This window comes from Nocardia carnea, assembly GCF_029868325.1.
GTDB lineage: Bacteria > Actinomycetota > Actinomycetes > Mycobacteriales > Mycobacteriaceae > Nocardia > Nocardia carnea_C.
In genome coordinates this window covers 33998-45144 of sequence record NZ_JARWNW010000046.1, presented here as the reverse complement: position 1 = coordinate 45144, position 11147 = coordinate 33998, and the positions used below count along the sequence as shown (strand labels likewise).

The window sequence follows — 11147 nt, the reverse complement described above, 5'->3', positions numbered from 1 at the left end:
GCAACGCGCCTTCCCACCGCTGGGCAAAACCCTCGACATCAGCGAACACCGCAGCTCGGTATCGCCCTACGTGCTGAAATAATTGCGCCGCCTTCGGCGGCGCGGGTTTAGGCCCCCATGGTGCCGCGCGGGGGCACCACCCACCCCCCCCCGCGGCCCCCCCCCCCCCCGCCGGCGCCCCCCCGGGTGGGGCCTGGGCCCCACCGCGGGCACCAAGGGGGCCGAAACCCGCGCCGCCGAAGGCGGCGCAATTATTTCAGCACGTAGGGCGATACCGAGCTGCGGTGTTCGCTGATGTCGAGGGTTTTGCCCAGCGGTGGGAAGGCGCGTTGCGGGCAGTTGGCGCGGTCGCATACCCGGCAGCCGGCGCCGATCGGAGTGGCGTTGACCTCGCGCGTATCGATTCCGTCCGCGTACACCACCCGTGCGGCGTGGCGGATTTCGCAGCCCAGGCCGATGGCGAAGGTTTTGCTCGGCTGTCCGTAGCGGGTGGCGCGGCGTTCGACGGTGCGGGCCACCCACAGGTATTTGCGGCCGTCGGGCATCTGAGCGATCTGGGTCATGATCTTGCCGGGGTAGGTGAAGGCCTCGTACACGTTCCACAGGGGGCAGGTGCCGCCGCTGGAGGAGAAGTGGAATCCGGTGGCGGACTGCCGTTTCGACATATTGCCGGCGCGGTCCACCCGGACGAACGAGAACGGCACCCCGCGGAGTTCCGGTCGCTGCAGGGTGGACAGCCGGTGGCAGATCGTCTCGTAGCTCTGGGTGAAGAACGCCGAGAGCCGTTCTATGTCGTAGCGGAAGTCCTCGGCGACTTCGTGGAAGTAGGTGTAGGGCAGTACCGTCGCGGCCGCGAAGTAGTTCGCGAGGCCCAGCAGCGCCAGGCGGCGCGCGTCGGGGCCGGAGAAGTTTCCTTCGTCCACGAGTTTGTCCAGCAGCGGGCCGCATTCGAAATAGGACAGTTCGGCGGCGAGTTTGAACAGGCGCTGCCCGCCCGAGAGATGCGGGGCGATTTCGAGTATCTGGTTTTCCGTATCGTATCGGTGCAGGACGCCTTCGCCGAGGTCGATCCGTTCCATGATCCGCACGCCGTGGCTGCGCAGCACCTTGGGGATTTCGCTGTGCGCGTCACCGCCGTGGAAGCGGATCCGGTTGGCCAGCTCCTCGGCGGCGGTATCGAGCTCGTGAATATAGTTCTGCCGCTGATAGAAGTAGTCGCGAACTTCTTCGTGCGGTTTACTGATCGTGGCGCTGCCCGAGCCGTCGGCGAACCGGTCCTCGGTGGCCGCGGCGAGCTGGGCGCTGGTGTTGCGGTAGCGGTTGTGCATATTGACCAGGGCGCGGGCCATGCTCGGATGGGCGGAGACCATTTCCGCGATTTCCCGGGCGTCGGCCTCGATACCCAGTTCCTGGTCCATCACGACTTCCTGCAGTTCGGCGATGAGCCGGGTGTCGTCCTGCGGGGAGAAGAAGGTCGCCTCGACACCGAACACCTCGCTGATCCGCAGCAGTACCGGCACGGTGAGCGGACGGACATCGTGTTCGATCTGGTTCAGATAGCTCGCCGATATCTCCAGCTGCTGGGCCAGTGCCACCTGGCTCAGCCCGCGTTCGGTGCGCAGTTGCCGGAGCCGGGCGCCGACATAGGTCTTGGCCATATGTCCAGTTTAGAAGATGTTCGCAAGCTGCGATAGCCGGGTTAGCAACTTCGCGAGCGGGGGTTGCCGGGGGTCATTCCGGCCAGTCGGGCGGATCCAGGCGGGACAGCACGCGCTGCGCATCGGTATCGGACGGCATCTCATCGGTGACCTTGGTGATCATCACGCGGATATCGATACGGTCCAGCCGGTGGGCGGGGGAATTCAACACCTCGGCCGCGATCTGCTCGACCTCGTCGTCGGTGAGCCGCCGCCGCAGCAGCGCGACCAGCGGAATGTAATCCGCTTCTGGCACCCCGTCGGGATACCCGCGCCGCAACCAATCGATCACAGCGTGCAGCATCCGGGGCATCATTGCGGCCGGTCCTCCGGTGCCGGTGCGGCCAGCGGCCACCCGCCGGCAGCCAGATGCGAAGCCACCCGCGCGATATCCTCGGGACCGGCCTGTTCCTTGGCCACCCGTTGCACGGCCGCCTCGATATCGGCGTGCGTGATCTCCTGGCGTTCCACCCGTTCGCGCAGCACCTCCTCGGCCACGAGGAGAACCTCGTATTCGGTGAGGTCACGATGCAGTACCGCGAACAGCGCGACATAGTCGGTCTGCGGGACACCCTGCGGGTATCCGGCCCGTAACCATCCCACGATCCGCGACAGCAGGCCCTGCCGCGGCGGCTGCACCTCGTCGGTGGCCATCAGGACTCCCCGAACAGGTGGATACCGAGCCGATCGGAGAGGAAGCCCTTGGCGACGAACAGCACCCCGGCGACCACCACCGTCAGCACGATCAGCAGGCAGAGGCAGGCACCGGCCAGTGCGACCGGGTTACGCCGGACCGCCCCGTCCGGACCGGTCACCTCGACGCCCGACCACCAGCGCACCCCCAGGGCGAACAGCATGGGTACGGCGGCACCCAGGACGAGCGCCGCCAGTGTGACGTCGAACAGTGCCCGCAGCTGGGTCAGCAGAGTGGACATCTCATGCCTCCTCTCCGGCAGGGGCCCGGAACGCGGCCCGCGATTCGGGCGGCGCCGGTGCCGCGCCGGGCGGGGGCGTCGAGGGTGGTGCCGGGTCGTTGACATTGTGACTGGAGACGCGGTCTCGCAGCGAACGCCGGTACATCAGGCCCGCCAGCCCCACGAGCAGTGCGAAGACGATGAGGACTCCGGCGAGTCCGCCGATGTAATGTGCCAGCGCCCAGCACACCGCGCCCACGATTCCGGCGGCCGGCAGGGTGAGCAGCCAGGCCACCGCCATCCGGCCCATCACACCCCAGCGCACCTCGGCGCCGCGGCCGATTCCGGTGCCGAGAATCGCACCGGTGGTCGTCTGGGTGGTCGACAGCGGCAGCCCGAAATTCGCGGAGGTCAGGATGATCGCCGCCGAGGCCGATTCGGCCGAGAATCCCTGCGGTGATTCGATCTCGACCAGGCCTTTGCCCAGAGTGCGGATGATCCGCCAGCCACCGAGGTAGGTTCCCGCGGCGATGGCGATCGCGCAGGCGGCTATCACCCAGATCGGGATTTCCGTATCGGCGGTGACCGTACCGTGCGCGACCAGCGCCAGGAAGATCACGCCCATCGTTTTCTGCGCGTCGTTGGTGCCGTGGGCCAGCGAGACCAGTGACGCCGAGCCGATCTGGCCCCACCGGAAACCGGTGGTCACCTTGCCGGGGTCGGCGCCGCGGGTGATCCGGTACACCGACCAGGTACCGAGGGCCGACACCATTCCCGCGATGACCGGCGAGAGCAGGGCGGGCAAGACGATCTTGTAGAGCACCCCGCCGCCCTCTTCGGCCCAGACGACCCCGGTCCAGCCCAGCGAGGCCAGGGTGGCGCCGATCAAACCGCCGAACAGCGCGTGCGAAGAACTGGAGGGCAGGCCGAACAGCCAGGTGAGCAGGTTCCACAGGATGCCGCCGACCAAACCGGCGTACACGATGATGAGCAGCTCGTGCCCGGAAACCGCGTCGAGGCGCACGATCCCCTCGGCCACCGTCGCCGCCACAGCCACCGAAAGAAAGGCACCCACCAGATTGAGGACCGCAGACAAGGCCACAGCGATCTTGGGGCGCAGCGCCCCGGTGGCAATGGATGTCGCCATCGCATTGGCGGTGTCGTGGAATCCGTTGGTGAAGTCGAAAGCCAGCGCGGTGACAATGACGACAAGCAGGATCAGCAGCTCTACTGTCACATCAGGCATTGTGCACGCCGGGGGACGTCCCGCCGGAAACCGGTACGGCGTCGTTGCCGAAGTGTTCGGGTTCGGGCACGGGACCGGCGTTACGCGCCACCAGCCGGGCGAGCACACCCAGTACGACGGCGACCACGATCGATACGGCCATCGGGATGCCGGTGCCCGGACCACCGAGTCCGACGAGGGGCGAGACCAGCGCACCGAGACCGAACTGCAGCGCACCCATCAGCGCAGAGGCGCTGCCGGCAACATGCCGGGCGCGGCCGATCGCCAGCGCGCTGGCGGTACCCATGACCATCGGGGCCGAGATCACCGTCAGGAACAGCACCGGCAGAACCGCCACGGCGGGAGCACCGGCGGCCAGCAGCACCAGCAAGGTGAGCCCACCGACCAGGGTCACGGCCTGCCCGGTGCGCAGAATGGGCTCCGGACCGAACCTGCCGAGCAGCCGCGAACTCACCGTACCGACGAGGACCATTCCGGCCGCGTTGATCGCGAAGATGAGCGTGTAGGCCCGGTTCGACATACCCAGGACGTTCTCGACCACGAACGGTGAAGCCGAAATATAGGACATCAGCGCGGCGAACCCGAAGCCGAACGCGAAGATATAGCCGAGGTAGCCGCGGTCCGCCGTCAGGCGGCCGAGTGTCCGCAGCGTCCCGGCGAATCCGGCAGTCTGCCGATTCTCCGGTGGCAGCGATTCCGGGACCACCAGCAGGGCTCCCAGGAACATCAGCGCGAAGATCACGCTCAGGGCCCAGAACTCGGCCTGCCAGCCGAAGGACACCAGCGCCCCGCCGAGCAGCGGCGCCAGCACGGGCGCGATACCACCGATCGCCGAGAACAGGGTGAACAGTTTGGCGGTGGCCGCACCCTCGGTCCGGTCGGCGCCGACCGCGCGACCGATGACCAGCCCCGCGGAGGCCGACACGCCCTGGACGAACCGCATCGCGATCAGCAGCCAGATGGTCGGGGCGAGCGCGCAGACCACGGTCACGACGACGGTGATCGCCGTCGCGAGGATCAGCGGCGTGCGCCGGCCGTACCGATCCGACAGCGGCCCGATGAACAGCTGTCCGACGGCCAGCCCGATCAGGAACGTGGTCAGGGTCAGCTGCACACTGGCGGCACTGGTGCCCAGATCGTCGGCCAGATCGGTGAAGGCCGGCAGGTACATGTCGACGGCGAACGGCGCCGCCGCCGACAACAAGGCCAGCACCACCAGCAGCAGACCGGATACTCCGGGGCGGGTTGTGATCGGCATTTCGGCGCACCTCCTCCAGATACTTACTTATGGAAACATAAGTTACCTGGCGGGCCGAAGCGCCTGCCGGGACCTCCCGGAGCTCAGAAAGCATCCTCCGGTAGCGCCATGATGTCGGTATCGAGGTTCTCGATAACGGCCCTGGTGGCGGTCAGCGTGGGCAGGACGTTCTTCGCGAAGAAGCTAGCCACCCCGACCTTGCCCGTATAGAACGGCCGGTCACGGTCCTCGGCGGCACCGGCGAGCGCGCCCGCGGCCACCTCGGCCTGCCACAGCAGCAGCCAGCCGATCAGCAGATCACCCACCGCGAGCAGGAAGCGCACCGAACCCAGGCCCACCTTGTACAGCTCCGCCGGGTCGGTCTGGGCGGCCATCGCGTACCCGCTCAGCGCCGCGGCCATCCCCTGCACATCGCCCAGCGCGGTGCGCAACAGGTCGCGCTCGGCGGTCAGCCGCCCGCCGGGCGCATCCAGGAACGCGTTGATCTCGGTGAAGATATGCCCCGCCGCGACCCCGTTGTCCCGGATGATCTTGCGGAAGAAGAAGTCCTGCGCCTGGATGGCGGTGGTGCCCTCGTACAGCGAGTCGATCTTGGCGTCGCGGATGTACTGCTCGATCGGGTAGTCCTGCAGATACCCGGATCCGCCCAGGGTCTGCAGCGATTCGGTGAGGTACTGGTAGGCCCGCTCGGAACCCACCCCCTTCACGATCGGCAGCAGGAAATCGTCGACCCGGTGCGCGGTATCGGCATCGATACTTGAAACCAGTTCGGCGACATCAGCGTTCTGATGAACGGCGGTGTAGAGATACACCGCGCGCAAACCTTCCGCGTACGCCTTCTGGGTAGCCAGGCTGCGCCGCACATCCGGGTGACGGGTGATGGCGACCCGCGGCGCCGCCTTATCCGACATCTGGGTCAGATCCGCACCCTGGACACGCTGTTTGGCGTACTCCAGCGCGTTCAGATACCCGGTCGAGAGGGTGCCGCTCGATTTGACGCCCACCATCATGCGCGCGTTCTCGATCACCTTGAACATCTGGGCGATCCCGTTGTGGGTATCGCCGACCAGCCAGCCGACGGCCGGCCGGTCACCACCGAAGGTGAGCTCACAGGTCGGCGAGGATTTCAGGCCCATCTTGTGTTCGACGCCGGTGACGTACACGCCGTTGCGCTCGCCCAATTCCAGGGTTTGCGGGTCGAACAGGTACTTCGGCACGTAGAACAGCGACAGCCCCTTGGTACCGGGTCCGGCGCCCTCGGGGCGAGCCAGTACGAGATGGAAGACGTTCTCCGCGGTATCGCCCACATCGGCACCGGAGATGAACCGTTTCACGCCCTCGATATGCCAGGTGCCGTCGGACTGTTCGATCGCCTTGGCCCGGCCCGCACCGACATCGGAGCCCGCATCCGGCTCGGTGAGCACCATCGTGCCCTGCCAGTGCCGTTCGAAACCGGCTGCCGCCCAATGCTTCTGCTGTTCGTTGCCGATCCCGTACAGCACCTGGGCCATGGCCGCGCCCATATCGAAGAAGATGGCGGCCGGGTTGGCGCACGTGATCATCTCGCTGACCGCCCAGATCAACGCGGCGGGGGCGGGCATCCCACCCATTTCCTCGGGTTTACCCAACCGGTTCCAACCGGCTTCGCGGATGGCCAGGATCGTCTTGGTCAACGGTTCGCCGACCTCGATGGAATGGGTTTCCGGCCGGAATTCCACCGGCTCCCGGTCGGCGGCGGCGAACGATTCGGCAACCGGCCCCTCGGCCAGCCGTTTCACTTCGGCCAGTATCGCGCGGGCGGTATCGGTATCGAGATCGCCGTACGCACCGGTATCGAGAAGTTTGCCGAGTTCGAATACTTCGAACAGGTTGAATTCGATATCGCGCAGATTTGCCTGGTAGTGGCCCACCGGTGGTCCTCCTGGTCGATTCCCTGGCGGCCGGGCGGACCGCTTGGTTACAGGCGTTTGGACATCGTACAAACCGCAGCCTGCCGGACCGCGCAACGGCTACGCAACCGTAGCCTTACCATCCGGTAGCCACGCCGGACCGGACATTTCCGGCCTGCTCAGCAATCCTTCTGCAGCGGCCAGCACTCCGCCGGACCGGTCGGCGGCGGCACCGTCGGGTCGGCACTGCTACTGGGCGCCGCGGGTTCGGCGGCGGGGCCATCGGTGATCAGGGACCCGGCGATCGCGGCCAGCACGATGAGCATGCCGAACACCGCGACCCCCAAGACCGCCCAGCCGATCAGATCGTGGGCCCGCCGCGAATCCGGGCGCCGCAGCTGCCTGGTGCGCGGCCGCTTCGGCGGCTCCGGCAGTTTGTCCTCGAACCCGGCGGCGATCAATTCACCGCGGTCGGGCGCCCAACCGGTGAGGGCCCGGGTCGCCGCGCAGACCCGGCCGAGCGTCCAGCGCGGCGGACCGGGAGCGAAATTCTCCAGGAAGATCCGCAGCTCGGTGGGCTCGACGGTGTTGCCCACCACCACATCGAGACCCGGCCGCAACGTCTCGCGCGCCGGACGCAACACCGCACCCCGCTGCGGGATCAGCACCACCGCACCGCACAGGTGGCCGGGGTCGTAGGAGGCACGTTCGAACGTGAACTGCACCTCCCGCAGGGCACTCTCGATGCGGCGCACCGGATCGGCCCCGAGTTCCAATTCCAGATCTGCGGCGATATCGCCCACCCGCCAGGGTCGTTCGGTGGAGACGGCCAGCATTCCGCTCTGTTTGCTGCGGAAGCCGATCACCTCCACCACGAGGATGCCCTGTGGAGTCCAGACCACCGCACCGATCTGCCGGGTGCCGCGCTGGGTCCCCACTCTGAGGTCGACGATCGCCAGCCCGGTCGACGGCAGTTGCCGCAGGCAATCCACGAATTCCCGCTCGGCAGCGGAAAGTTCCGCACGATCGTCGACCTTCACCAGCATCGTGTTCCACCTCTGCTGCGTGCCGTTGCTCCCGGTACCACCACTGCCCCCCGCTGTCGATCTTCACCCACCAGCCCCTTTCGTACCACTCCTATGGGCTACGGCTCGGGTGAATCAGTAATCAACGGCCGATATTCCGGGATACCCGGCCGGTCGCCGTTCAGTCGACCCACTGCACCAGTTGGTAGACGATGCCGTTCGGATCCGTGGTCTGGAAATAGCGTTCACCCCATTCCTCGGTCTCGATCGGCGTGACGATCGGTGCGCCCGCCGCCTGTAGCCGCGCGTACTCGGTATCGATATCGGCCACTACGAACACCACGAGCAGACCGTCGCCTGCGGCTCCGGCGATACGGGCAGGTTTGAACGTCGACAGCCCGGTGCGCAGGTAGATGAGGTTCACACCGGCATCGGGATGGGTCAGGGACACGAATCCGTCGGCCGACATCTGCTCGGTGAAGCCGAAATGCGCCGAGACGAAACCCGCCGAGGCGGCCGGATCGGCGACGTTGAGTGAAATGGCGGTTCCGGTTGTGCGCATGCGGCCTCCATGAGTGCATCGGAAAACTACGTACATCGTACGTAGTTACTTCTACCTTACGGTCCCGCGCGTTACACCGTGATCTGCCGCACAGGACCGGTGGCCGGGCGTGCCGCGTTTCCGCGGGCCGCCGCACCGAGCGTGCGGTTCGACTCTTGGCTAACCTGCTGCCATGCCCGACGCCGTATCGCACCGAGAAACCACCATCGCCCTGGTATTGGGAGGTGGTGGTCCTGTCGGAATAACCTGGCTGGCCGGCCTCACCCATGGATTACGGGCGGCCGGAATAGATTTGGCGCGTGCCGATCGCATCATCGGGACCTCGGCCGGAGCGGTCGTGGGCTCGGCCATCGCCGCCGGCACGGACCTCTCCAGCCTGCTCACCCCGCGCCCCGACGCGGCCGAACCACCCGCCGCGGCGCCCGCGCACGACTACGGGGTACTGCTCGAGATCACCACCCTGCTCCGCACCGTCGACCAGGACCGCGACCTCGCCCTGCAGCGCGTGGGCGAACTGGCGCTGGGCGCGGATACCGGCGATCCCGCCGAACACCTGAAGCGGATCGGCGCACTGGTGGATTTCGCCGAATGGCCCGACCACGATCTGCTGGTCACCTCCATCGATATCGGGTCGGGCGCGCTCACCGCCTGGACCCGCGACGATGCCGCCACGCTCGTGCAGGCGCTGGCCGCCAGCACCGCTGTCCCCGGGGTTTTTCCGCCGATCGAGATCGCCGGACGCCATTACATCGATGGTGGGGTGCGCTCCACCATCAACGCCGACCTCGCCGCCGGTTACGACGCGGTGGTGATCCTCGAACCACTGGCGCACCTTTATCCCAGGACCCGGGCCGATCGCGACCTCGGTGCCGCCCGCGAGGTCACGATCGCACCGGACGAAACCGCGGTCGCCGCCTTCGGACCCGACCTGTTCGGCGCGGCCGCACTGGTCCCGTCCTACGAATCCGGGCTACGCCAAGCGGCCGCGGCCGCCACGGAGCTGCGCGACTTCTGGCCGGGTGCCTGAGCCCGGTACGGCATGCGAATCACGTCCGCCCCGAATTCCGCACACCCGGCCCCCGGCGTCCGATCGATCCGCCCCGGATCCACATCACCGTCGGCGGCCGTGCCGTCGAAGTTGCCGGATACGCCTCAAAGCGTCCGCGGGCCGCGAGCCGCCCGCATTGCGGTACGAGCGCTCTCCCGACCACCTTCCGGCGGCTGCACGGGCGGTACCTCCACACCGATACGCCGCGCGAACTCGCCGAGTCCGGGGGTGCGGTGATCCATGCTGAGCAGGTCCACAATCGTCGACCGCACCGACCGCTGCCGCGCGAGATACTCCGGGGCGAGCGCCTCCGCGTCGAGGAGCAGGGCCAGCGCACGGTCCGGCCGCCGCCGCTGCGCCCACGCCCGGGCAATATCGACCAGCAACCGGGCGCGTGGGAAATCCGGAAGGCAATCCGTATCGATCTGGGCGGCCAGCCGGATCGCGGTCCCCGCATCACCGAGTTCCACCGCGGCGGCGACCTCGTGCAGCGCAACGGCGGCCGGGCCGAAGTCGATCCGGTACTCCTCCCGGTCGGCGCCGACGGCGCCGGCCGCCTTGTGGGCGCTGTCCAGCAACTCGCGAACGCGCTCGGCATCCTGCAGCCGGGCGGCGATCAGCGCGGACTGCAATGTCAACGCGCCGTAGACGACCAGCGCTTGCGATGCCGGTTGGTTCAGCAGGGCTTCCAGCGCGGCCCGCGCACTATCGGCTGTCCGCCGGGCGAGGTCGAGACGCTGCCCGCGCTGGAAAACAATGGTGCGCCGGAATGCACAGGCCGCCATGAGTACCGGGTCAGCGCGACGCTGCGCCACTCGCATCGCGCGTTCGGCGGCAGCCCAGGCGGCGTCGAACTGCTGCAATTCGGCCAATGCGACTGCCCACACCTGGCAGGTTTCGGCCAGGAGTTCATCGGCCCGTCCGGGAACCATAGTCGCGGTGGCAGTTTCGAGTTGCGGCAGCAGGCCTTCGAGCAGCGTATGCAGTTCGGCGTAGCGCGCCCGGCGTGCGCAAGTCCAGACCTTGTCGACCTGTTCGGCCAGCCGGTCGAGATCGGGCCGCGCCTGCGGCTGCGCCACCGCCGCTGCGAGCGCATGGTCGGTGACCAGCAGCAGGCGCAGGGCCCGGGTATGCGCCGGAATCGGTTCCACCCCGGCAGTGGGTGCGCCCGGCGCCAGCTCCGCCACCGGCATATCCAGGACGTCGGCGATCCGCTGCAGCACATCGAGCGCTTTGACGGGCCGCACCCCGCGTTCCACCTGTGACACCCACGCCTCGGACCGTTTGATCAGCGGCGCGAAATCACGTTGGGACAATCCTTTTCGGGCCCGGTAATAAGCAATCCTGCGCCCGATCCCGGATTCGTGATCACTCATCAGTGGGATGCGCCTTTCGCTGCGACCGGATGCGCTCTCCGGCCCTGCGCCGATAGTAGGGCCATCGCCACGGCCGGGTACCGATCGGCGATGCGGATTTACCGCATCGGGACGGTGGGGAATGCGGATTTT

At 67.5% G+C, this 11147-nt stretch carries 11 protein-coding genes; 1 reads left to right on the top strand and 10 read right to left on the bottom strand.

Features of this window, described 5'->3' with window-relative positions; translation table 11 throughout:
* Positions 1 to 251: 251 nt before the first annotated feature.
* From ramB to QH196_RS02320, 9 genes are all read right to left on the bottom strand, one after another.
* Entirely contained in the window at positions 252 to 1658 is a 1407-nt protein-coding gene (gene ramB / locus QH196_RS02360; RefSeq protein ID WP_280414086.1) for an acetate metabolism transcriptional regulator RamB, read from the bottom strand.
* A 73-nt stretch (positions 1659 to 1731) separates the two neighbouring features.
* Positions 1732 to 2001, bottom strand: coding sequence for a DUF3349 domain-containing protein (locus QH196_RS02355; protein ID WP_348538039.1), 270 nt, complete (start codon positions 1999 to 2001; stop codon positions 1732 to 1734).
* 8 nt (positions 2002 to 2009) lie between these two features.
* Positions 2010 to 2351: a DUF3349 domain-containing protein gene (locus QH196_RS02350; RefSeq protein ID WP_280414085.1), complete on the bottom strand. Its 342-nt coding sequence runs from the start codon at positions 2349 to 2351 to the stop codon at positions 2010 to 2012.
* Positions 2351 to 2632: a hypothetical protein gene (locus tag QH196_RS02345; RefSeq protein WP_280414084.1), complete on the bottom strand. Its 282-nt coding sequence runs from the start codon at positions 2630 to 2632 to the stop codon at positions 2351 to 2353. Before QH196_RS02345 ends, QH196_RS02350 begins: the two co-directional genes overlap by 1 nt.
* A 1-nt stretch (position 2633) precedes the next feature.
* Positions 2634 to 3848 carry an inorganic phosphate transporter gene (locus QH196_RS02340; protein ID WP_280414083.1) on the bottom strand — a complete coding sequence of 405 codons (1215 nt, stop codon included), beginning with the start codon at positions 3846 to 3848 and terminating at the stop codon, positions 2634 to 2636.
* 1 nt (position 3849) lies between these two features.
* Positions 3850 to 5115 carry a multidrug effflux MFS transporter gene (locus QH196_RS02335; RefSeq protein WP_280414082.1) on the bottom strand — a complete coding sequence of 422 codons (1266 nt, stop codon included), beginning with the start codon at positions 5113 to 5115 and terminating at the stop codon, positions 3850 to 3852.
* Between the two features lie 83 nt (positions 5116 to 5198).
* Positions 5199 to 7025, bottom strand: coding sequence for an acyl-CoA dehydrogenase (locus tag QH196_RS02330; RefSeq protein WP_280414081.1), 1827 nt, complete (start codon positions 7023 to 7025; stop codon positions 5199 to 5201).
* A 158-nt stretch (positions 7026 to 7183) separates the two neighbouring features.
* Complete coding sequence (locus QH196_RS02325) at positions 7184 to 8050, bottom strand: nuclease-related domain-containing protein (protein ID WP_280414080.1); 867 nt, start codon at positions 8048 to 8050, stop codon at positions 7184 to 7186.
* Positions 8051 to 8210: 160 nt separating this feature from the next.
* Complete coding sequence (locus QH196_RS02320) at positions 8211 to 8591, bottom strand: VOC family protein (protein ID WP_195058478.1); 381 nt, start codon at positions 8589 to 8591, stop codon at positions 8211 to 8213.
* 172 nt (positions 8592 to 8763) lie between these two features.
* On the opposite strand from QH196_RS02320, the gene QH196_RS02315 reads away from it, so the two are divergent.
* On the top strand, positions 8764 to 9618 hold the full coding sequence (locus tag QH196_RS02315) for a patatin-like phospholipase family protein (protein WP_280414079.1): 855 nt from the start codon (positions 8764 to 8766) through the stop codon (positions 9616 to 9618).
* A gap of 125 nt (positions 9619 to 9743) precedes the next feature.
* On the opposite strand, the gene QH196_RS02310 is transcribed toward QH196_RS02315, so the two are convergent.
* Complete coding sequence (locus QH196_RS02310) at positions 9744 to 11015, bottom strand: helix-turn-helix domain-containing protein (protein ID WP_280414078.1); 1272 nt, start codon at positions 11013 to 11015, stop codon at positions 9744 to 9746.
* Positions 11016 to 11147: the final 132 nt, after the last annotated feature.

Bases quoted from the DNA above. Each gene is read 5' to 3' on its own strand.
- ramB (WP_280414086.1), bottom strand. From the start codon at position 1,658: ATGGCCAAGACCTATGTCGGCGCCCGGCTCCGGCAACTGCGCACCGAA.
- QH196_RS02355 (WP_348538039.1), bottom strand. From the start codon at position 2,001: ATGCTGCACGCTGTGATCGATTGGTTGCGGCGCGGGTATCCCGACGGG.
- QH196_RS02350 (WP_280414085.1), bottom strand. From the start codon at position 2,351: ATGGCCACCGACGAGGTGCAGCCGCCGCGGCAGGGCCTGCTGTCGCGG.
- QH196_RS02345 (WP_280414084.1), bottom strand. From the start codon at position 2,632: ATGTCCACTCTGCTGACCCAGCTGCGGGCACTGTTCGACGTCACACTG.
- QH196_RS02335 (WP_280414082.1), bottom strand. From the start codon at position 5,115: ATGCCGATCACAACCCGCCCCGGAGTATCCGGTCTGCTGCTGGTGGTG.
- QH196_RS02325 (WP_280414080.1), bottom strand. From the start codon at position 8,050: ATGCTGGTGAAGGTCGACGATCGTGCGGAACTTTCCGCTGCCGAGCGG.
- QH196_RS02320 (WP_195058478.1), bottom strand. From the start codon at position 8,591: ATGCGCACAACCGGAACCGCCATTTCACTCAACGTCGCCGATCCGGCC.
- QH196_RS02315 (WP_280414079.1), top strand. From the start codon at position 8,764: ATGCCCGACGCCGTATCGCACCGAGAAACCACCATCGCCCTGGTATTG.
- QH196_RS02310 (WP_280414078.1), bottom strand. From the start codon at position 11,015: ATGAGTGATCACGAATCCGGGATCGGGCGCAGGATTGCTTATTACCGG.